Origin of the sequence: Reichenbachiella agarivorans (assembly GCF_025502585.1) — a bacterium.
GTDB lineage: Bacteria > Bacteroidota > Bacteroidia > Cytophagales > Cyclobacteriaceae > Reichenbachiella > Reichenbachiella agarivorans.
In genome coordinates this window covers 2,459,322-2,482,200 of sequence record NZ_CP106679.1, presented here as the reverse complement: position 1 = coordinate 2,482,200, position 22,879 = coordinate 2,459,322, and the positions used below count along the sequence as shown (strand labels likewise).

At 44.0% G+C, this 22,879-nt stretch carries 19 protein-coding genes, 1 tRNA gene and 1 pseudogene; 4 read left to right on the top strand and 17 right to left on the bottom strand.

The genetic code is table 11. The annotated features are described in order from the left end of the window. Positions 1–6: 6 nt before the first annotated feature. The 3 genes from N6H18_RS10350 to N6H18_RS10340 are packed head-to-tail and all read left to right on the top strand — an operon-like array spanning position 7 to position 3,854. Positions 7–1,308: a phenylacetate--CoA ligase family protein gene (locus N6H18_RS10350; protein ID WP_262308198.1), complete on the top strand. Its 1,302-nt coding sequence runs from the start codon at positions 7–9 to the stop codon at positions 1,306–1,308. After that, positions 1,305–2,831, top strand: a complete 1,527-nt coding sequence (locus N6H18_RS10345; RefSeq protein WP_262308197.1) for a phytoene desaturase family protein — start codon at positions 1,305–1,307, stop codon at positions 2,829–2,831. The genes N6H18_RS10350 and N6H18_RS10345 overlap by 4 nt, the downstream gene beginning before the upstream one ends. Before the next feature lie 12 nt (positions 2,832–2,843). Further along, positions 2,844–3,854 (top strand): esterase/lipase family protein, encoded by a 1,011-nt coding sequence (locus tag N6H18_RS10340; RefSeq protein ID WP_262308196.1) that lies wholly within the window; start codon positions 2,844–2,846, stop codon positions 3,852–3,854. 83 nt (positions 3,855–3,937) lie between these two features. Here the strand turns inward: N6H18_RS10340 and N6H18_RS10335 are convergent, their stop codons facing one another. From N6H18_RS10335 to mraZ, 14 genes are all read right to left on the bottom strand, one after another. Then, positions 3,938–4,573, bottom strand: coding sequence for an MOSC domain-containing protein (locus N6H18_RS10335; RefSeq protein ID WP_262308195.1), 636 nt, complete (start codon positions 4,571–4,573; stop codon positions 3,938–3,940). A gap of 390 nt (positions 4,574–4,963) precedes the next feature. Beyond that, positions 4,964–6,625 (bottom strand): cell division protein FtsZ, encoded by a 1,662-nt coding sequence (gene ftsZ, locus N6H18_RS10330; protein ID WP_262308194.1) that lies wholly within the window; start codon positions 6,623–6,625, stop codon positions 4,964–4,966. A gap of 111 nt (positions 6,626–6,736) precedes the next feature. Then, positions 6,737–8,044 (bottom strand): cell division protein FtsA, encoded by a 1,308-nt coding sequence (gene ftsA, locus N6H18_RS10325; protein ID WP_262308193.1) that lies wholly within the window; start codon positions 8,042–8,044, stop codon positions 6,737–6,739. A 5-nt stretch (positions 8,045–8,049) separates the two neighbouring features. Beyond that, positions 8,050–8,817: a cell division protein FtsQ/DivIB gene (locus N6H18_RS10320; RefSeq protein WP_262308192.1), complete on the bottom strand. Its 768-nt coding sequence runs from the start codon at positions 8,815–8,817 to the stop codon at positions 8,050–8,052. After that, positions 8,814–10,196 (bottom strand): UDP-N-acetylmuramate--L-alanine ligase, encoded by a 1,383-nt coding sequence (murC, locus tag N6H18_RS10315; protein WP_262308191.1) that lies wholly within the window; start codon positions 10,194–10,196, stop codon positions 8,814–8,816. Before murC ends, N6H18_RS10320 begins: the two co-directional genes overlap by 4 nt. Beyond that, the gene (gene murG, locus N6H18_RS10310) at positions 10,193–11,305 is read right to left on the bottom strand and encodes an undecaprenyldiphospho-muramoylpentapeptide beta-N-acetylglucosaminyltransferase (RefSeq protein ID WP_262308190.1); all 1,113 of its coding nucleotides are present in this window, start codon (positions 11,303–11,305) and stop codon (positions 10,193–10,195) included. The genes murC and murG overlap by 4 nt, the downstream gene beginning before the upstream one ends. Continuing rightward, positions 11,305–12,471, bottom strand: a complete 1,167-nt coding sequence (locus N6H18_RS10305) for an FtsW/RodA/SpoVE family cell cycle protein (RefSeq protein ID WP_262308189.1) — start codon at positions 12,469–12,471, stop codon at positions 11,305–11,307. Before N6H18_RS10305 ends, murG begins: the two co-directional genes overlap by 1 nt. Beyond that, entirely contained in the window at positions 12,468–13,841 is a 1,374-nt protein-coding gene (murD, locus tag N6H18_RS10300; RefSeq protein WP_262308188.1) for a UDP-N-acetylmuramoyl-L-alanine--D-glutamate ligase, read from the bottom strand. Before murD ends, N6H18_RS10305 begins: the two co-directional genes overlap by 4 nt. Continuing rightward, complete coding sequence (mraY, locus tag N6H18_RS10295; protein ID WP_262308187.1) at positions 13,842–15,056, bottom strand: phospho-N-acetylmuramoyl-pentapeptide-transferase; 1,215 nt, start codon at positions 15,054–15,056, stop codon at positions 13,842–13,844. Between the two features lie 3 nt (positions 15,057–15,059). After that, positions 15,060–16,523 (bottom strand): UDP-N-acetylmuramoyl-L-alanyl-D-glutamate--2,6-diaminopimelate ligase, encoded by a 1,464-nt coding sequence (locus N6H18_RS10290; protein ID WP_262308186.1) that lies wholly within the window; start codon positions 16,521–16,523, stop codon positions 15,060–15,062. Further along, positions 16,523–18,622, bottom strand: a complete 2,100-nt coding sequence (locus tag N6H18_RS10285) for a penicillin-binding protein (RefSeq protein WP_262308185.1) — start codon at positions 18,620–18,622, stop codon at positions 16,523–16,525. Before N6H18_RS10285 ends, N6H18_RS10290 begins: the two co-directional genes overlap by 1 nt. After that, complete coding sequence (locus N6H18_RS10280) at positions 18,615–18,992, bottom strand: FtsL-like putative cell division protein (RefSeq protein WP_262308184.1); 378 nt, start codon at positions 18,990–18,992, stop codon at positions 18,615–18,617. The genes N6H18_RS10285 and N6H18_RS10280 overlap by 8 nt, the downstream gene beginning before the upstream one ends. Positions 18,993–18,994: 2 nt before the next feature. Further along, on the bottom strand, positions 18,995–19,903 hold the full coding sequence (gene rsmH / locus N6H18_RS10275) for a 16S rRNA (cytosine(1402)-N(4))-methyltransferase RsmH (RefSeq protein WP_262308183.1): 909 nt from the start codon (positions 19,901–19,903) through the stop codon (positions 18,995–18,997). Then, complete coding sequence (gene mraZ, locus N6H18_RS10270) at positions 19,900–20,343, bottom strand: division/cell wall cluster transcriptional repressor MraZ (protein ID WP_262308182.1); 444 nt, start codon at positions 20,341–20,343, stop codon at positions 19,900–19,902. Before mraZ ends, rsmH begins: the two co-directional genes overlap by 4 nt. Positions 20,344–20,987: 644 nt before the next feature. Between mraZ and N6H18_RS18805 the strand changes: the two are divergent. Continuing rightward, positions 20,988–21,454: pseudogene (locus N6H18_RS18805) on the top strand (JAB domain-containing protein). Between the two features lie 130 nt (positions 21,455–21,584). On the opposite strand, the gene N6H18_RS10265 reads toward N6H18_RS18805, so the two are convergent. From N6H18_RS10265 to N6H18_RS10255, 3 genes are all read right to left on the bottom strand, one after another. Continuing rightward, positions 21,585–21,666, bottom strand: a tRNA-Leu gene (locus tag N6H18_RS10265). 120 nt (positions 21,667–21,786) lie between these two features. Further along, on the bottom strand, positions 21,787–22,071 hold the full coding sequence (locus tag N6H18_RS10260; RefSeq protein ID WP_262308181.1) for a putative quinol monooxygenase: 285 nt from the start codon (positions 22,069–22,071) through the stop codon (positions 21,787–21,789). Further along, positions 22,068–22,850: an SAM hydrolase/SAM-dependent halogenase family protein gene (locus N6H18_RS10255; protein ID WP_262308180.1), complete on the bottom strand. Its 783-nt coding sequence runs from the start codon at positions 22,848–22,850 to the stop codon at positions 22,068–22,070. The genes N6H18_RS10260 and N6H18_RS10255 overlap by 4 nt, the downstream gene beginning before the upstream one ends. Between the last annotated feature and the right edge of the window lie 29 nt (positions 22,851–22,879).

The following is a 22,879-nucleotide window of genomic DNA, read 5'->3' as shown; positions in this document are numbered from 1 at the left end:
CACATCGTGGAGATAGATACAACGTACGATTTTTCATCAGCAGACAGCATTCTTTCTCTGCAAAACAAGCATTTTCTATCCCATTTGACAGTCATCCAGCGCCAATCCAAGTATTATCAGGAAAAGTTTGAAACACTGGGACTAGACTTTAGCGAAATCAAAAGCCTAGACGATATTCACAAAATTCCTGTCACGACCAAAGAAGAACTAGAAAAGAGTAATCCAGATTTCCTAGCAGTGGACAAAAAACGAATCATCGAATATGTCACTACCTCAGGGACGCTTGGAGACCCGATTACCATAGCCCTGACACAAAAAGACCAAGCCAGACTGGCGCTCAACGAATGCAGGTCATTGGATCTCTGTGGTATCACGTCGGACGACATCATTCAGATCACTACGACGCTTGACAAGCGATTCATGGCAGGAATGGCCTACTATTTGGGAGCGACTGCTTTGGGAGCTACCGTGATTCGCTCTGGGATTGGAGATCCAGATTTTCAATGGGACAACATCAAACGCTTTGAACCGACGGTATTGATCGCGGTACCTTCTTTTGCATACAAATTCGGAACTTATTTGCTGTCCAAAGGAATTGACCCGAAAAAGACATCCGTCAAAAAAATAGTGTGTATCGGTGAACCTATCAAAGATGCTAGTTTCAAAGCCAATACACTCCACCAAAAACTAAAAGAGGTTTGGGATGTGGAATTGTACTCCACCTATGCCAGTACAGAAATGGCGACTGCCTTTACAGAATGTAGCGCGGGGCAAGGTGGTCACTTGCTGCCAGAGCTGATGTATGTAGAGATCCTGGATGAGAACAATCAGCCTGTTGCACATGGTGAAGTGGGAGAAATCACCGTAACCCCCTTTGACATAGAAGGCATGCCTCTGCTGCGTTACAAAACAGGAGACCTAGCAAGGTTGCACAATGACACTTGTGCCTGTGGTAGAACAACCCCAAGGCTAGGACCTATCGAAGGGCGAAAAGGTCAAATGATCAAACTCAAAGGCACGACACTTTTTCCTCAGCAGATCGAGAATGTAATCAATCAGATCACAGAGATCGACAGCTACATCATAGAGTTGTCACTGGACGAACTAGGAATGGACAAACTCAAAGTGATCTTGCCCGACACACTAGATACTGCCGTGGTGGCACATACTCAAAGGTTGCTTCAGCAGCGATTGCGCGTCAATCCTATTCTGGAACAAAATACCCAGGCATATATTTCCAGTGAGATATTGCCTAAAGGCAGTAGAAAACCAAGAAGATTTGTAGACAAAAGGGAATTGGTACATTGAAAAAGATAAAAGACAAATACGATGTAGTCATCATTGGTTCTGGTATGGGCGGTTTGTCCTGTGGCATGATGCTCGCCATGGAAGGAAAATCCGTCTGCATCCTAGAAAAAAATGCACAGATAGGTGGTACACTTCAAACCTTCAAACGAGATGGTGGCAAGTTTGACACTGGAGTACACTATGTGGGTGGACTCGATGAAGGACAGCCTCTTTATCCATACTTCAAATACATGGACATCTACAAGGACATAGATGTCATGAAACTGGACGAAAATGCCTACGACATCATCACATTCGGCGGGGATGATAACCAGTATCCCCATGCACAGGGGTATGAAAACTTCAAAAACCAATTGCTCAAATTCTTTCCTGACGAAGAAGCCAACCTAGACAGGTACATCCACGACATCAAAGCGCTCTGCAAAAAATTTGCCCTTTACAACGTCTATGACCTACCCGAAAAAGTCAATGAACTAGAGTACATGTATGATGGCGCCACCCAGCGCATCAATCAATACACCTCTAATCCGAAACTACAGCAGGTACTGGCTGGCTCTAATCTCCTCTACGCAGGTGAGGAAAACAAGACGCCCTTTTATGTCCATGCATTGATCATCAACTCCTATATGATGAGTGCATACAAATTTCAGCATGGGGGCAGTCAGATCAGTCGATCACTCAACTATTCAATCAAAGATCTGGGTGGTACCATCGTCCGCAATGCAGAAGTCACCTCCATCAATCACAACGACACATCGGTAGAGAGTGTCACCCTACAAGACGGTCGCCAAATCAAAGGAGACATCTTCATCTCCAACGTGCACCCTACCGAAACCATCAAACTGATGGATCAAAGTCTGATGCGGAAATCTTATACAAGCAGAATCTCAGGCCTGGAAAACACCGTATCGGTATTCACACTGTATTTGGTAATGAAACCCAAAACGGTGAAATATATCAATTCCAATTTTTACAACTTCAGAGAAGACAAAGTTTGGGGACTCACTGATTACAAATTGGAAGACTGGGGCAAGGACTTTGCCGTGTTCTTCCTGCCTGACAACAAAAATCCAGAATACACCAGTGTCATCACAGTGATGGCCTACATGAAGATGGAAGAAATGACGCCATGGATCAATACCTTCAACACCACCACGCAGGTAAGTGACCGTGACGAAAGCTACCAAAACTTCAAGGAAATAAAAGCACAGTTTTTGTTGGAAAAAATGGAAGGGTTCATGCCTGGGATCAAGCGCCACATCAAGAGCTACTCAACCTCTACCCCTCTGACGCAGAGGGATTACCTCAATACAACAGAAGGTTCGCTGTATGGTATCTCTCGTGACCATAATTTTCCTCTCAAATCTCAGATCAACACCAAGACCAAAATGAAAAACATGTTCTTTACAGGACAAAACATCATATTGCATGGTGTACTCGGAGCGACCATCAGTGCTGTGGTGACTTGCACGGAGATTTTGGGTCGCGAGTACCTATTGAACAAAATCAAAGCCAAGCTTTAAGACTGCATCGACATGTCAACAAAAGGTTTTTTTAATATCCGAAAAAGCAAAGAGCCAAAGACACTGGTGATAGGCATCCATGGTTTGGGTAACAAACCCGCTCATTCCTTAATCAAACTATGGTGGAAAAAATCACTCCTCGAAGGACTCAAAAAAACCGAAGGCGCACCTAGCAACTTCAACTTTGCCATGGTGTATTGGGCGGACATCATGTATCCGCAACCACTCAATCCCAATGTCAAAGATTCGGACAACGAACTGTTCATCGATGAACCTTACATGCCTGAGCCCATACAAGCACCCAAGGTAAAAAACAACATTTGGCACATTGTCAAACATAGCATAGAAAGGGTCAAAGAGGTGATATTCTTGAGCAAAAACGGACTGGCCAACTACAGGCTTCCTTTTGATTTGGTAATCCGAAACTCATTCAAAGATCTAGCTGCCTACTACGATGACGATAAAACCGATGAGCAGCTCCTCGACCATATCCCTGTCAAAAACCTGCTTCGTGCCCGACTCAGTAAAAAAATCTATACAAATCGCCACAAGCGGATCATGATCGTGGCACACTCGATGGGGTCATTGATTAGCTATGACGTGCTGCACAGATTGACAAGCAACTACAATATAGACACCTTTGTTTCGATGGGCTCACCACTGGGCTTGCCGATCTTGAGAGAAAACATCGCCAAAGAACATGGTCTCACCTACGAAGATGGTGACATGCTGCCAACTCCAGAGTCTATCGACAACTGGCACAATCTCTCTGACAAGGACGACCATTTTGCAGTGTACCACTGTTTGGCAGAGTTTTTTGCTCCCAATTCCAAAGGAGTCGGCCCTATAGACCAGCTCGTCCACAACGATTACAAAGATTGGATCACAGAAAACGCCCACAAGTCATTCGGTTACATGAGGACACCAGAAATGGGTAAGATTCTGAGCGACTTCCTCAACAAAAAACCAGAATCAATCTGGCAGAAAACCAAGAGAATTTTTAAGAAAGATGCTAAACGATGATGGCTTTGATTTCTCCTCTGTCGCAATGACAAAGAAATCACTATCACTGACATGCTGATATATTATGAATCAAGCCGAGGCAATTAACTTAGTTTATCTAGCAATTTGAGCTTAAGATACGTTGGGAGATACTGATCGGACAGCAAGGTTCTCATGGTCTCTGGTTCGGCGGTTTTGGCATAGATCAGTCCATAGATTTCTGCTATCGAAAGTCCCTGTTCTACGGATTCGATCAATTCAAAAGTATCTCCTACGCTTACCTCTCCCACTTCCAAGACCCTGACATATACTCCTGAGAAGGTCGAGTTTACAAACTTCTTGAGTATCCCCTGGTCATCGAACCGAATGCCCAGCTTGTAGCAAGGCTGTCTCGGTTCAGATACTTGGACTTTGGCAGTCCCCAATTGATAGACATCTCCTATTATCATCTTGGTCTCATCTAGTCCCTCCACCGTGAGATTCTCACCAAACATCCCGTAGGGCAATTCCTTGTCAGGATACTGGGCACGCCAGTAGTCATAGTGATCCGCAGCATAGAGGTAGCAGGCCTTGTCCACTCCACCGTGGTAGCGTCGATCTATCACCGCATCACCGACCACATCTGTAGTACCCAACTGTATGGGTAGAGACGTTGATTCTTTGAATATTCCTGTGATCTCTGGCTTGCCGTTCCAGATAATCTCTCTTGGCTGGGCGATGTTGGTCGAAACTACTTTCATGACTATGTTGTTTGCGTAAAAGTAGTTTTAAAAGTGGAAATCTGGAATCGGATCATTGGGATAGAGCTCAATCATCATAAATCGCTTTGCAAATGTAAATCAGGCAAAAAAGAAATGAATCTGTGATGGATGAAAGGGCACGGCTAGCTTCCTCAAATCAACTATGACGGGACGTATGTGCTCGCTCAAAAGCCCAAACGATCCCGCATAGAAGAAAACTTGACAGAAAATAAACTTTCAGACCTCTACCATCACTTGCCTGATGAGCAAGCTGGTCGATTACCGAAGTTTTAAGTTTAAAGTTCAAAGACAGCTGTCCTGTATCAGGTTCTAGATTGAGCTCCTGATTCATGACAGTCCTTCTTTTCGCTTTATTTCTTGATGTACTAATTAATCGACATTGTCATGCAAAAATTTGTTGCTACCCAGTTGATGTTCCTCATTGAGGTTGTATTTGGACACAAAGCTCTCAGAAGAAAGGGGTACATTTTTCAGATCCACTTTCTTGCGCTGGTAAGCTGGCACTTCAAATTTCTCTTTGAATGAAGAAGCATCGCCCTGCTCAGAATGATTATTCAAGCCATTGAGTTTGCGTCTTCTCTCCTCTGATTGCTCCATGAGGGTGATTTTCCTTGATGGAGGATGTGCCATGCCATCCAGCTCTTCCAATGGTTCGTCCAATGGCTCTGGTTGCCTTCTTTGAGATTCTAGATAGAGTTCACGCATTTCGGATTCAAACTGATCTTGATTCTCGTCTTCTGCTGCTGGCTTAAAAGATCTGTGAAAAATTTCTGGTTCTTGACGTCTTTCAGGTTTCTCAAACTGAAAAGACTTCATTTTCAATCTGAACTCTTCTTCGAATCGGTCTTCTCTATTTTGCTTCTGTGCCTCTCTAGCAAAAAGTTCGATTTGTGCTTGCGACCCTTTTTCTAGTTCATACACTTTTCTCTCTTTTTTAGGCTCTGGTGCTGCCATTGGGGTTTCCACCACAGGCGGAGTAGCTGCTATCTCAGGTGTCACTGTCGCAGTAGCTACTGGTGCCTGCTGTCTCTCTTGCAGTACAGACTCTATATCATCGTTTTGTTCAAAACCTGTCGCAATGATGGTCACTCTGATGCTGTCACCTAGCTCGGCATCCACACCGTGACCAAAGATCACCTCTGCCTCATCTCCTGCGATGTCTTGCATGAAATCGGTGATTTCTGTCAATTCGTCCATCTTCAATTCGGCCTTGTCGCCTGATATGATCGATAGCAAAATCTTGTCTGCACCTTGGATATTTTGGTTGTTGAGCAATGGCGAGTTGATTGCCTCCTCGATGGCACGAATCGCTCTATTCTCTCCAGAAGTTTGAGCAGACCCCATGACGGCACCTCCACTGTCCTTCATGACCGTTTTTACATCTTCAAAATCCACGTTGACATAGCCTGGGACGGTGATGATCTCTGCGATACCTTTGGCGGCAGTGGTCAATACATTGTCTGCTTGGGCAAATGCTTGGTTCAACGACAGGTTACCGAATGTCTCCAACAGTTTGTCATTGAGAATGACCAATACGGTATCGCAGTTGGCCTTGAGTGCTGCAACACCTGCCATGGCCTGACGCATTTTTTTCTTCCCTTCAAATTTGAATGGGACAGTCACGATACCTACTGTCAAAATCCCCAATTCTTTGGAGACCTGAGCGATGACTGGAGCAGCTCCTGTACCCGTACCGCCTCCCATACCTGCAGTGATGAACACCATGCGGGTATCGGCATTGAGCATGTTTCTAATTTCTTCTTTGTTCTCTAGCGCTGCGTGCTTTCCTTTTTCAGGATTTGCCCCTGCCCCGAGACCTTCGGTCAGATTCATTCCAATCTGAAGCTTGTTAGGAATTGGACTCCCGTTGAGCGCTTGAGAGTCTGTGTTGCATACTACGAATTCTACACCCGTGATGCCTTGGCTGTGCATGTGATTGACGGCATTGCTACCGCCTCCGCCTACTCCGATCACTTTGATGATCGATTTGTGGTGAGTAGGCAAATCAAATTTAAAACTACCTTCTGTCATGTCTGTTTTAGTTTAATTCTGTCTTAATTATTGTTTATTCAATAGCTGTTTTAAGTGGATCTAATCTGTTGAGCCTCATAGTACCACCCTCACCTCTCGGTGAATGAGCTATTATTTTCTTTCTTCAAAATCGTCTATCAGGATTCCTTTCGTTTTTTCCAAGATCTTCTTGAAAATACTATCCGATCCTGCATCAGTTTGTTTTCTCTTGTCATAACTCTTGACCGCTGCATTGTCAACAAAGAACCTGTTGTTGTCTCTGTCATCTAGCGCCTTGAAGCCACATAGTACCAACCCTACTGAGGTTGCATACATGGGACTCTTGATGCTGTCTACCTTGCTCTTGCCGAGATGTTCGTTAGGGAATCCAATTCTGGCATCCAAACCTGTCATGTATTCAAACAGCTGCTTGATAGATACCAATTGCGAGCCTCCACCTGTGATTACAATACCGCCTGCCAGTTTGTTTTCATATCCACTGGTGATGACTTTGGTGTGTACCATCTCGATGATTTCTTCCATCCTCGCTTCGATGATACGAGCCAAATTCTTCACTGATATTTCTTTTGGATCACGGTTTTTCAATCCTGGTATAGATACTACCTCGTTATCATTGGCCATCTCAGAGAGTGCCTGTCCAAACTTGGTCTTCAATATTTCAGCCTGATGATTCAACACATTGCAGCCATCTTTGATGTCTGAAGTGATGATGTTGCCTCCGAATGGTATCACAGAGGTGTGTCGAATGATGCTCTCATGGAAAATAGCGATGTCTGTGGTACCGCCTCCAATGTCTACCAAACACACGCCTGCTTCCTTCTCCTCATCACTGAGGACCGAAAGGCTGGATGCCAATGGCTCCAAGATCAAATTTTCTATCTCCAAGCCTGCGCGACGCACACACTTGTTGATGTTTTGGATCGCGTTGGTTTGTGCTGTGATGATGTGGAAATCTGCTTCCAATCTCACGCCTGACATCCCCACGGGATCTTTGATTCCTTCTTCATAGTCTACGATGTAGTCCTGTGGCATCACATGGATAATCTCACTCCCTGGAGGGATGACGATCTTGTGCATGTCGTTGGTGAGTCTCTTCACATCCTCTATGGTGATCTCATCGTCAGACGAGTGTCTGATGATCGATCCATGATGCACAGAGCTGCGGATGTGCTGGCCTGCTATACCTACATTGACCACACGGATATCGATTCCTGATTGCTCCTCTGCATCAGCCACAGCCTTGCGGATGGCATTGATGGTCTTGTCGATGTTGGTCACGATGCCTCTGATGACCCCATCAGACACCGCCTTGCCCATGCCCAAGACTTCAAGTTTTCCGAACTCATTTTTTCTACCGACGATAGCACAAATCTTTGTTGTACCTATGTCCAGACCTACGATAATGTCGTTGTTTTCCATACCATTTATTGTTTACAGACTATTTGATCTTTGTATTTAAGGTTCACTGCGTTGTAAGTGTTCCAGCCTTTGTAAGGCAAAATTTCTTTATAAAATGTCTTCAGTCTCCTGAATTTACTTTCCAATTCTTCGGCCTTTCCAAACTCGATGATCTGCTTGGTGACCTGTGGATACAATAGGATATCCATGTCCTTTTCGATGCGCATCGCTGCGATCTGTGTGTTCCAAAATTTGTCATGCACCAAGAAGTCCAGCAACTCAAACACTTCTTCTCCTCCTTTGGAATCCTTGATATTGAACTCCGAGAGCCAAAACTCGTTTTCCAGTTCGATCAACAACACGCGAGCAGTGTAGTGAGCGGACTCTGGCAGAATGTCTCCTTTGGTACCGATGTAGTAGTCTTCTCCCTTTCGAGTAATCACGCGCGCGATAGGTCTATTCTGCTTCACATCTACTGAGAGATTGCCACTCAAATCCATGTAGGCCTGAGCATCTTCCACAAACTGGTGACTCTCTATGCGCTGCTCCAACTCTTTGAGATTCAACGCGCCAATGTCACTAGTCAATAGGTAGTTTTTTCCCTCTTGATTAATCAGATTCAACACATCCTGCTGATCGATGAAGTAGTTCTTGTATTGATTGTCAATGGAGACAACCACATCACGGACATAGCGATCATGATGTCTCGCATTGGTAAACCCAATGATGATCACCAAACCAAGCAAGACAAGGCCAAACTGAAATGACTTCCATATTTTTAGTAGTGTATTCATTTCTTCTCTAGTTTTTGTTTGATAGGCAATACCAAAGTATCTATATCTCCTGCTCCCACTGTCAATACCAAATCAGGCTGATGTGCCTCGAAATAATCTAGGACATCATCCTTGACATAGGAATGAACAGATTTTGTGTTGATTTTCTCTTTGATCACATCAGAGGTAATCCCCTCAATCGGCAGCTCTCTGGCTGGATAGATATCCAACAAAACCACGTGATCCGCCAGCGACAAGCTCTCTGCAAAACCGTCCATAAAATCTCGGGTACGGCTGAACAAATGTGGCTGAAAAACCACTGTTATTTCTCTGTCGGGATAGATCGCTCTGACTGACTCCAGTAAGGCTCTGATCTCCTCAGGATGATGTGCATAATCATCTATGAATACACAATCTGCAGACTTGATGATGTACTCAAAGCGTCTCTTGACCCCTTTGTAACTCGCCAATCCTGCTTTTATCTTTTCGTCACTGTCCTCAAAGCCTGACACTGCAGACAGAGCTGCCAAGGCATTGGAGACATTGTGGAAGCCTGGCATGGCCAGTTTCAAGTTTTTGATTTCGCGATTGGCAGATACCCAATCGAAATAAAAGTCCCCATTGTCAATCGTCAAGTTTGTCGACTTGATTTGCCCTTCTTTCAATCCATAGGTCACGACAGACACATTTTCCAAGCTATGGATATCCAAATCCTTGGCTACCTTTTCTTCCAAGAACAAAGTCCCATTGGCTTTGATGTTTTTGATGAAATCCTTAAAGGAATCCTTCAGCGCATTTCTATCCCCATAGATATCCAAGTGATCCGCATCAGTCGCCGTGATAATGGCAATGTCTGGATGCAAAGTCAAGAATGATCGATCAAACTCGTCCGCCTCTACCACCATCACCTCGTCATTGGTCCCGATCAGCAGGTTAGAGTTGTAATTGGTCATGATACCACCGATGAAGGCCGAACAATCCACTCCGATAGATTTGAGCAAATGCGCCACCATAGACGAAGTGGTTGTCTTGCCATGTGTGCCCGCTACTGCAATCGTGAACTTGGACTGAGTGAGCATCCCCAACACCTGCGAGCGCTTGAATACCTCAAAACCTTCTGCTCTGAAGTAGGCCAGTTCTTTCAAATCCTTGGGTACAGCAGGCGTAAATATGATCAAGCTACCGACCTTGTCTGATTTGATTTTATCCGAAATCAAAGACACATCGTCTGTATAGTGAATCACGATCCCTTCGGTTTCCAATTGCTTGGTCAGCACGGTTGAAGTCTTGTCATAGCCAGACACGAAGTAACCATTGGCATGAAACCATCTTGCGATGGCACTCATCCCGATCCCTCCGATCCCTAAAAAATAAACGCTATGTACTTCCTCTAGCTTCATGCTTTTACCAATTGTATGATTTCTCTTGCGATATCTTTAGCGGCGTTTGGTTTGCCTAGTTTTTTCATGTTGTTAATCAGCAAATGCTGCCTGTCTTCGTCCATCAATAACAAGATCGACTCGTTGACCAAGTGCTGTCCGGCTACCTGATCTGACACATGTTCGGCGGCTTCTTTGGACACCATGGCAAGGGCGTTTTTAGTCTGATGATCTTCGGCCACATTAGGAGATGGCACAAAAATAACCGGCTTGCCTACCAAACACAGTTCTGAGATCGACGAAGCGCCTGCTCTTGAAATGATCACATCTGCCGCGGCATAAGCCAAATCCATTTCTTTGATAAAAGGCAGCACTTTCAGTGATGGGCTGGTCAAAGCAGCAGTTCGCTCCAACATCTCATCTATATAGATTTTGCCAGTCTGCCATAGCACTTGAAATCCCTGCGCAAGCAACCTCTCCACGCCTTCGGCCAATGCATTGTTGATCGTGCGTGCGCCTAGGCTACCACCGATCACCAACAGGGTCTTTTTGCCACTGTCAAACCCAAAGTGAGCCAAGCCTTGCGCCTTCTTTTCATCCACATTCAGCAAGTCATTTCTCACAGGATTTCCTGTAGAGATGATTCTGTCTTTGGGAAAGAAACGAGACATGCCATCATAGGCCACACAGATCTTGTCGACCCGTTTTGCCAGCAATTTATTAGTCAATCCTGCATAGCCATTTTGCTCTTGGATCAAAGTAGGAATCCCTCTCTTCGTAGCAGCAAAAAGCATGGGACCACTGGCATATCCGCCAACTCCCACGACCACATCAGGTCTAAATTTCCTCAACAAATAGAAAGACTTCAAAATGCTCACAACGACTTTCAGAGGAAACATCAGGTTGCTCAGTTTCAAGCTTCTCTGCAAGCCGCTGATCCACAGGCCTACGATCTTATAACCTGCCTCAGGCACTTTTTCCATCTCCATCCTTCCCTTTGCTCCTACGAATAAAAACTCTGTCGATGGATAATTTTCCTTCAAAGCATTAGCAATAGAAATCGCAGGATAGATATGTCCCCCTGTACCTCCTCCACTGATCATGATGCGATATGTTCTATCTCCTGACATTATGCTACGCCCAATTTTTCTTTCCTTACTCTATTTTCTGTCACAGGTGTACTCCCGATATCCTCCAACTCTCCTCTGCTCACGCTCAAGATGATACCAATCGCCACGCCCACGAAAAGCTGCGATGTACCTCCCATGCTGACCAAAGGCAGTGTCAATCCAGTAATCGGCACCAATCCCACAGCTACGGCCATGTTGACGAGCGCTTGCAAAACCAGCGCGAAGCTCAGCCCAGCTGCTAGCAACCCTCCATAAGTCTTTTCACTCGTAGACACCATGCGCATGCCTCGATAGAGCAATGCCAAATACAGAAACAGCACCACTGCTCCACCTAGCATCCCATATTCCTCGATGATGATCGCATAGATAAAATCCGAATAGGGATGAGGCAAAAAATTCTTTTGTTGGCTTTTGCCTGGAGCGAATCGGATCAATCCGCCATTGGCAATCGCGATGTAAGACTGCTCTGCCTGGAAAGGAAGGTCGTCCTCTGAGAGGAATGATTCTATCCTGTGCACTGCCGTCCCACCTCTCTGACCAATCGCCATCGCAGTAGCTCCTGCCAGCCCACCAATCAAAAGCAGCAAAGCCAAATATTTGATCGGTACTCGACCAATGAACATCACCAACATACAAGTGGCAAAAATCAAGGCAGCAGTGGACAGGTTTGTCATGGCAATCAATCCACAGATCAACCCAATCCATAGCAACATCGGAATCAATGATTCTTTGATGTCATCAATATTGTCCTGACGCTTGGCGAGCATGGATGCCAAAGTCACTATCAGTGCGAATTGTGCCAAATCCGATGGTTGAAATGCCTGATTGATGAATGGTACAGTGATCCACCTAGATGCTTCGTTGATATTTACCCCGAATTTCCACGTGATAAACAACAGGGGTACCGAAAGCCATAGTGCCATTCTTGACAATTTGGAATAATATCTATAGTCAATCTTATGCGCGACCCACATCGCAAACCAGCTCAACCCTACCAGCATAGAGTGTTTGATCAGGTAATGCTCGGTATTGCCTTCCATCCTGTTGTAGGCCAAAGTACCCGTCGCGCTATACACCACCAAGATACTGAGCACAGACAGGGTGATCACAATGAACCAAATCACTGGGTCTCCTTTGATATGCTTGTCAGTCCATTCTTTGATCATGATCGCAATGTTTTAGATTGACTTTCTTTTAATTTCAATGTCGCTGCCTTGAATTGAGCACCACGATCTTCGTAGTTTTTGAACAAATCAAAACTCGCGCAGGCTGGAGAGAGCAATACGATGTCTCCAGACTTGGCCCACTCAAAAGCCAAGTGAATAGCAGCCTCCGCAGACTGTACTTCTTCTATTTTTTCGACATCTGTCGAAAACTCATCGATCAGGTGTGCATTGTCTGTGCCTAGACAAACCAACCCTTTGACTTTGGTTTGCACCAAAGACTTGATTTGCGCGTAATCATTTCCTTTATTCACACCACCAGCGATCCAAATCACATCTGCATTCATCGCATCCAGCGCATAAAACACCGCATCGACATTTGTGGCTTTGGAGTCATTGATGAAAGTAACCTCCTCTATCACGGCCACTTTCTCCAGTCGATGTGCTGCATTGACGAAGGTCTTCAATCCTTTCACAATATCATGGAAAGAAACACCCAACTCGATAGCCGTCAGAATAGCCGCCATCTGGTTGTAATAATTGTGCTTGCCGATCAAGGGCAATTCATCTGTTGGGATGATTTCAATGTCTTTCTCCGTATCAAAAATCAAATGATCCGCATCAAAGTATGCCCCACCATGGATTCGGTTTTGAACCGAAAACAAGTTTTGGCGAGTAGCTAATTTGGCTACTTGACCAAAGACCCAAGCATCATCTGCATTGGTGATGGCAAGACCGTTTTCAGTCATGTTTTCGAATATTCTGAATTTGGCCGCTGCATAATTGGCCATTTTGTAGTTGTAGCGATCCAAGTGATCTGCCGTCACATTGAGCAGAATAGCCACATCAGGTTTGAAAGCTGCTATATCATCTAACTGAAAACTGCTCAACTCCAAAACGATCACGTCAGGGGTAGCATTCAACAACAAGTCACAGAAACTGTTTCCTACATTACCAGCTGACTCGACATGGAGTCCCCCGCTTTTCAGCAAATGAGTAGTCAAGAGGGTCGTCGTGGTTTTGCCATTAGATCCTGTGATACCCACGATTTTGGCGCTTGTGTATCTGCTGGCAAATTCTATCTCAGAGATCACTGGGATCGCTGCTGCTCTGATGTCTTTGATGATCTGTGCTTTCTCAGGGATACCAGGGCTTTTGACAACTTCTGGGTACTTTTTGATCAGTTCTATGCTATGTCCTCCTTCTTCAAAGTTTGCTCCAAGTGCCGTGATTTCTGCTTTTTTGGCTTCTGCGATTGAGCCGCCGTCTGACAAGAACACAGACAATCCCTGCTTCACAGCCAGACGCAATGCTCCCATGCCGCTTTCGCCGCTGCCCAATATTGCTATGCTATGTTTGCTGCCCGTATTCACTTATCTCAACTTCAATGTTACCAATGTCAAAATCGCTAGCAGAATCCCAGTCGTCCAAAATCGTGTCACGATTTTGGTTTCATGTATTCCCTTTTTCTGATAATGGTGGTGCAGAGGAGCCATCAAAAAGACCCTTCTCCCTTCACCGTATTTCTTTTTAGTATATCTGAAATAACTCACCTGTATGATCACAGACAGGTTTTCGATCACGAAGATTCCACAGAGTATTGGAATCAATAATTCTTTTCTAATCAGGAATGCCATCACAGCAATCACACCACCAAGAGAGAGACTCCCTGTATCACCCATAAAAACCTGCGCGGGATAGGAATTGTACCACAAGAAACCAACGCAAGCACCCACAAATGCCAATGCAAACACCACCGTTTCGCCCGAGCCGGGGATGTACATGATGTTGAGGTAATCCGCGAAGATCACGTTGCCCGATACATAAGCGAGTATCGCCAAAGCAATCCCGATGATCGCCGAAGTGCCTGCTGCCAAACCATCCAGTCCGTCAGTGATGTTGGCTCCATTAGACACCGCCGTGACGATAAAAATCACCACCAACACATACAAAACATCGGTGTATGGATCTAAGAAATCAGGCAATAACCACTCATAGTCAAACTCATTGTTTTTGACGAAAGGAATGGTAGTAATTGTACTTTTCTGATCCTCATAATCAGAGAATCTTTCTTCAAACCTGAGTGTCGTATCTCTTGAATGAGGGAAATTCCTCACATCTATATCACTGTGCATGACCATGGTAATCCCTACGATCAAGCCGATCATCACCTGGCCGATGATTTTGAAGCGACCCGATAGACCATCTTTGTTCTTCTTCTTGATTTTGAGATAATCATCTACAAAACCAATCACCCCCATCCAAAGTGCTGTCACAATCAACAAAATGACGTAGATGTTATCCAATTTAGCCACCAACAAAGTAGGAATGACAATCGCTGCGATAATCATGATGCCTCCCATGGTAGGCGTTCCTTTCTTTTCCATCTGACCTTGCAATCCTAGGTCTCTGATAGACTCTCCCATCTGCTGCCGCTGCAGCATTTCTATAATTTTCTTCCCAAAGAAAATGGTAATCAACAAGGACAAAGCTATCGCTAGACCTGCACGAAAAGAGATGTACTGAAACACCCCAGCGCCTGCCAGATTGAATTCTTTTTCGAGATAATCAAATAGATAGTATAGCATTCTTTAGTCCTTAAATAGTTCTAACATTTCTCTTAATATCGCTCTGTCATCAAAGTCGTGTCTCACGCCCTTGATCTCTTGGTAAGTTTCGTGTCCTTTGCCTGCTACCAAAATAATATCATGGTCACTGGCTAGCGAACATGCGGTCTTGATCGCCTCTCTCCTGTCTCTGATGATCAGGGTCTTCTTGACAAATGTCGGCCCTATGCCTCCCATCATTTCTTTGATGATCATGTCTGGATTCTCATTGCGTGGATTGTCATCGGTAAAAATCACCTTGTCACTCCACTTGGCAGCAATAGAAGCCATCACTGGGCGCTTTTCGCGATCGCGATCTCCACCACATCCTACCACTGTAATCACCTTTTCATTCCCTGTTCGGAACGAATCTATCGTCTGCAGTACATTCTCCAGCGCATCGGGCGTATGTGCATAATCCACAATCGCCCGCACAGATGAGTCCGTATTCACTGCTTCGAATCGCCCGGGAGCGGTTTCGATCCCTGAGAGCATCATCAACACTTCGCTTTGCTCCTCTCCCAAAAGATCTGCTACCGCAAATACCGCCAACAGATTGTAGGCATTGAACTTGCCAATCAATCTGAACCACACGCTCTGACCATTGATATCCAGCTCCAAACCTTGGTAGCTGTTGGTGATGATTTTGGCTTTGTAATCCGTCATAAACTTGAGACCAAAAGCATACTGTGTAGCTTTGGTATTTTGTGTCATGATTTGACCTCTCTTGTCATCTAGGTTGACCAAGGCAAATGCCGTAGCAGGCAGCGAATCAAATAATTTCTTTTTGGTTTGGATGTAATTGTCGAATGTCAAATGATAGTCCAAGTGATCATGACTGATATTCATAAACACTGCTCCTGCAAACTCCAATCCTGCGATCCTCCCTTGATCAATGGCATGCGAACTCACTTCCATAAAGGCATATTCACAGCCTTCATCTACCATCTCTTTCAACAACCTATTGAGAGAAACTTGATCAGGTGTGGTATGACTGGCCTTGATCGTGCGATCATTGATTTGGTTTTTGACTGTGGAGAGCAATCCCACATTGTGTCCCAGAGACCTAAACAATCTGAACAGCAAAGTGACTGTAGTAGTCTTGCCATTGGTGCCAGTTACTCCTACCAGCTTTAATTTTTTGGATGGATTGCCATAGAAATTGGAAGCAATAAAGCCCAAGGCTCTATGTGTCTCAGCAGTCTCAACAAAAGTGACCGACCTATCTGGCAACAGCGGCATTTCTTGACACACGACTGCTACAGCACCGTTCGCAATCGCCCTTTCGATGTACTCATGTCCATCGACTTGGGTACCCTTGACAGCCACAAAAAGACTTCCTGCCTTGACCGCTCTGGAGTCAAAGCACACGTCAGCTATCTCGATGTTCATGTTGCCAGACACCGAGGTAAGGTTGACGTTGTACAATATGTCCTTTAGTATTTTCACTATCCTAGTTTTAATTCTATGCTGTTGTTGTTATTGACAGAAACACCTGGTAGCACCGACTGATCGGTAACTCTCCCCAGTCCCGAAAATTTGACCTTCATGTTCTTGTTTTCTAGTATAAACAAGGCATCCTTCAAGGTCATCCCTCGGACATCTGGCACCACGTTTTCATTCACATCCAGAGATTTCCACTTGATGGCATTGTTTGATATGCTAGCCTTCGTCCATGTAGACTCTGTATCCATGTGATTGGAAATCCCAAATTCATTACATATCCTCCTCAACTCCTCTTGGTTGCCAGCACGCACTACTGGAAATATCCCAGCCATCACATCCTGTCCTTGGAACGGATTGTTCAACTCCATATCCAAAGCGTATATCCTGTCAGCAATCTCCTTGAACACAGGAGCTGCCACATCACTACCATAGATTCTATATCCCTTGGGATCATCAATCACAACTATGGCACTGTACTTGGGTTTGTCCGCTGGGAAATACCCTGCGAAAGAAGTATAATATTTGTTGGTATAACGACCGTTCACTACGTGCTTGGCGGTACCAGTCTTGCCCGCGATTTGATAATAGGAATCACTGATATTGGCTGCTGTTCCTCTTTGTACTACACCCTCCAGCATTTCTTTGACCTTCACCAAAGTGACATCCGAACAGATTTTTGGATTGATGACTTTGGACTTGAATCGCTCAACAACTTGATCTGCGCTCTTTACCTCTTTGACAATAAGTGGCTGGATCATTTTGCCGTTATTAGCGATGGCATTGTAGAGCGTCAGGGTATGCAATGGTGTCATCATCAACTCATAGCCGTGTGCCATCCATGGCAGAGACACCCCTGACCAAGTAGAGTCCTTGGGTGTTTTGATATATGGCTTGCCCTCTCCTACCATCTGAAAACCTAATGGCTCAGTCAAGCCCATTTTCTTGAGTCTATCTGTAAATTTTGAAGGGTCATCTCCAAATTCTTTGACAATCAGCTTGGCAGTGCCGATGTTGGATGACTTCTCAAAAATCTCTTGTACAGTCAGCTTGCCATAGCCCCCAGGCTTGTGGTCTTTCATGACTTGATCGTAAAATTTCATCTCCCCATCACCTGTCTCCACAGAGTCAATCAGGCTGATACGAGATTCCTCGAAAAGCGCGATCATACTCGCTAGTTTGAAGGTAGACCCAGGCTCTCTTGATCCCTGATCACCTACTGCGTAGTTGTAGCTTTCCCAGTATTTTCCTCGACTGTTCTTGCTTAGGTTAGAGATTGCTTTGATCTCTCCGGTCTCCACTTCCATCACAACCACACAACCATAATCCGCATCATGGGCATAAAGCGCTCTTGCCAAGGCTGATTCTGCGACATCTTGCAGATCGACATTGATGGTAGAGACTATGTCATAGCCATTCTTAGGCTTCACTTCTGTCCCGTCAAAAACTGGTTTCCAGTTTCCACCAGAAAATTTCTGATAAAGTGCCTTTCCAGTCCTGCCCGTGAGGTACTTGTTGAAGCTATATTCCAAACCAACTGTACCACGATTCTCTTCATCCGTCGTGCCAATGGTACGATATCCTAAATACGAAAAAGGGTGAAATCTTTCATCCACCTTCTCAAACAAAACCCCACCTTGCATACGACCCTCTCTGAAGATGGGCCACTTGGACATTTCCTTCTTGTCCAGGTAATTAATTTTCTGGCGATTGAGACGCAGGTAGCGCCTTCCTTCTATCCTAGCATTGTTGATTTTTCGCTTGTAGTCGAGTACCGATTCATCTTTGAAATGCCGAGACAGCAAATAGGCCAAGCTATCTATGCCCTTTTTATACACTTTATCGTCAGGCACGGACGGGTCGATCGCTAGTTTATAAAATGGCAATGAAGTAGCCAACAGACTTTCGTTGTCCGAATAGATATTACCTCGGGTTGCTTTTACATTTCTGTATTGCAAACCGATAGATTCGGCCTTCTTCTTCCATTTTCCTCCATCGACGGTTTGTATTCTCACGATTTTGTACAAAACCCCAAAAGAAAATAGCAGAATAGCCAAATAGGCCACTCTGACTCTAAGCAATATGGTTCTCCTATTGCTACTCATCTGAATGCAGGATTATTTTGTAAGGAGGATCGATGCTTTCATAAAGTCCCAATTTCTTGGCTTTTTTGGCGACTTCTGATTGCTTGCTGGTAAACATGTAGTCCGCCTTGAGGGTGGTATAGTCCGCTCTGAGGTCTTCTACTTCTACACGTAGCTTAGAGATTTTTCGGATGCTTTTTTCGGCGAAATGCAGGTTGCCGATATAGATAATACACAAAACAGTCACATAGAGAATTGGCATCAAGAATTGTATGGGCAGACCATTTTCAAAGAGTTTTTCTACATTGATAAAACTCTCTAGCAGCGAAAAAAAACTTCTCTTACCAGTGGATCTGGTAGTGTCGGGATTTCGGTAGGTGTTGGATGCCATGATTAAATTTTTTCTGCTATTCTCAATTTGGCACTGCGTGCCCTGTTGTTCTGGTTTATTTCATTTTCACTTGCTGTAACGGGTTTTCTGGTGATGGATTGAAGGGGCTTGAGCTGATTGCCAAACATGTCCTTCTCCACCTCACCATAAAACTTCCCTTTGTTAATATAATTTTTGACCAATCTATCCTCCAGCGAGTGGTAGGACATTACGACCAGTCTTCCATTTTCTTTCAATACTTCGGCACTCTGCTCCAAAAACTCCTCTAAAGCTTTTAGTTCTTCGTTGACTTCTATTCGGATGCCCTGAAAAACCTGAGCGAAGTACTTATTTTCTTTTCCTCTGGGTGCAAACTTCTTGATCACCTCCAAAAACTGGCCTATTGTATCAATGGATCGCTGAGACCTAGCTACAACGATGGCGGCAGCCAAAGTTTTCGCATTTCTCACCTCTCCATATTGACCAAAGATTTTATGAAGCTCTTTCTCTCCATATCCATTGATCACCTCTTTGGCTGAAACCTCTTGAGCTGTATTCATCCTCATATCCAAGGGGCCGTCAAAACGAGTAGAAAATCCACGAGTCGGTGTATTGAACTGATGTGATGAAACGCCAAGATCTGCCAAAATCCCATCTACCTTGGTCACACCATGCAGCTTGAGATATTTTTTGAGGAGTCTAAAATTGGCTTGCACAAATGTGAAAGAACGATTCTCTATGATTTCGGCATTGGCTCTGGCATCATCATCTTGATCAAAACCAAACAGCTTACCGTTTGCATCTAAATGTTTAAGAATCTCTTGGCTGTGTCCACCGCCACCGAAAGTGACATCCACATAAATCCCATCTGGTTTAATATCCAACCCCTCGATACACTCTTGCAGCATTACAGGGTTATGATACTCACTCATTCATCTAGGAATTTTTTAGCCAAATCTGAATACTCCTCACTGTCTTCAATCAAATATTGGTTGTACAGATCAGGGTTCCAGATCTCCACAGTACTACCTGTACCAATGACAATCACGTTCTTCTCCAGTTTGGCATGGTCGATCCATGCTTTGGGTATCAAAAAACGTCCTGCACTGTCTAATTCTACGGGGGCAACACTGCGGAAAAAGTTTCTTTTCAATCTTCTTTGGTCGGTATCAAAATCACTTAATGAGGCAAACTTGCTCTGAATTTTTTTGAACTCCAGCATGGTGTATACCACCAAGTTAGGATCAAACCCCTTCATGACAACTAGCTCATTGCTAGACACTTCGGGTAGATTAGCCTTGATCTTCGCAGGTAAGGCCAATCTACCCTTAGCATCTAACTTACACTCGTACTCGCTTGTAAAAAAAGCCATAGAGTTATAGAAAAATATAAACCACCACTACAAACCTAAAACATATTTTCTAAAATTCCCCACATCACACCACTTTTCTCCACTTTTTCCCAAAACACCTCAAAAACAGTAAAATTTTGATACAAAAACGACACATTCCCACCACTGACAAGCGTGAATTTTTAGGGCAAATCGACAAAAATGAGGGTACTTAAAAGAAAAGTGGGAGAAAGTGGAAAGTGTTGAATGTTCTAGTTCTCTAGAATTGTTAAGATGTGATTTTAGAAATGTTGATTTTTGGAATAGCAAGGAGTAAATCGCTCACTACCTGTAATAGATTAAGATAAAAGTATAAGAACAGGGCTTTACATAAACTTTCCACCCACATTCATGGGGCGTTTGTTTAGCGGGGGGAGGGGGATGAAATGGAGATCTACCCTTGATACGGCTTCTAACCTTAAACCCGCACTGAACACTTTAGAGCAAGGCTATAATTAAGCATAACCGTTCCCCAAAGAACATGCTAGCAAAGTGATTCAAAAAATCTTTCCTCAGTCCCCAAGCTCCCTTGCGGGTATTTTTTTAACATCCACTTTGCGCAAGTCTCCTTCCCTCAAATGCCATAGCGTTCAGGAAATAAAATTATGTTTCACTAATAATATTTTATCAAAAGGAACACTGTCACAACACTTCAAGAATCCAAATTCATCTTTCAAATAGAGGTCAAATTAAATCGCATTAATGAAATTGAACATTTCAAAATAATACAGTCTTCACAAGCTGTTGGCTACATAAGATCTATCTATCCTGTTGATATAGAGTATCGTGAGGCAATGATTGCTTTGTATCTTGATCGAAGTATGAAAGTAATTGGATATAGTATTATTTCAACAGGTGAGTTAGCAGGTACAGCTGTTGATCCAAAGAATATCTTTCAACACGCGTTACTCTGTAATGCTGCATCTATTCTCCTGGTTCACAACCACCCAAGCGGAAACACAACCCAAGTCAAGATGACATACAACTGACTAAAAAAATAACGGAATGCGAGAAATTATTAGATCTCGCTTTACAGGATAGTATTATCATCACTGCAGATGACTTTTTAAGCCTGGCAATGAAAGTCTTATAAACTAAAAAAATTATTAGTATAGTGTTATTGTCGCCTGCCCAAGAAATGGATAAAAATAAAGAAGTTTTGCCACCAAAACTGCAATCAATAAAAAAACCGCTGAAAATCAGATGATTAACAGCGGTTTTTGTACCCAAGACCGGAATCGAACCGGTACGACCGAAGTCACTAGAGTTTGAGTCTAGCGCGTCTACCAGTTCCGCCACCTGGGCATTTATACAACCTGATCTTACTTCTAAAACCTAGGCTCTGGTAATCGTCCCTTTCAAAAGGGATGCAAACATATTTAATGTTTGCATCTAAGTCAATACCTAATCAAAAAAATAATTCCACTATTTTCGAAAATAACTACTTACCTCAGGTATTGCTATGAACAACAGCTTGGTTGCAGGCCAAATCTGACCAAACAATTCTGAATTTCTATATTTATTGAGAGCCTCCTCAGAATCCCAATGGCTGTGCGTCACAAAGACATTGGCTTCATCCACATCCTGTAGCAACTCTACCATCTGACAACCCTCAAACCGAACAATATCATCCCTATATGCTGTAAACAATGCTACAAACTCTTCTACCCTATTGGGATCTATGGTTAACTTGACCCAACGTACAATCATATCTTGAAATCTATAAATACCTGATCGTGTACCATCAGCCCTAGCAACTCAGACCCGTTCCCCTGCAACACACCTATCTGCAACCTACCCTGTGAATCAAATATCACAAAACATTCTCCAGGCCCAACTTCAAAAAAACTTTGGTTGATCTTGTCTATTTTTTCCCTTCTAAAATTCACCTCAAAAGGACAATAATCATTGATTTTCTGAATCGCAGCAAAATCACGCAGCATGATGTTGGTAATCAAGTTGCCATAGTGATCGATTCGCACAATATTACCTGCAATCTGCTGCTTGGTGGCTTTGGATCGGGTAGGCATAAACTCATTTAATCCATCTACACTTGTACCCATATCTGTCATTGCTTGTCCATTGGCCAATCTAGCAGCTACTGCTCCCAAAACATCCCGTGCTACAAATGTAGAGTGAGCCGATTGCTCGTTGTGCAAATCAACTGCCTCCGTGGGTTGTTGCTCACTGAGCAGTGAAAAAATCCCAGAATCATCCCCCACAAAGTAGTGGTCTTCCAATTTGACAGCAACGGCCTTTGTCATTTTAGCATTGCTATTGGAGACAGCTATCAAATGTACCGTCCCCTCTGGAAAATCACGAAAAACCGAAGAAAGAATATGTGCCGCATGCCCCACATCACCCACTGCGATCTGATGTGAAATATCCACAATAGTAGTCTGAGGGTGCGCTTTGATGATACTTGCCTTGACAGCAGCCACGTAATGATCCGAAAGTCCGAAATCAGAAAGAAAAGTTACGATGGCCATAGAAGCTAATGGGGAAAAATTGTTTATTT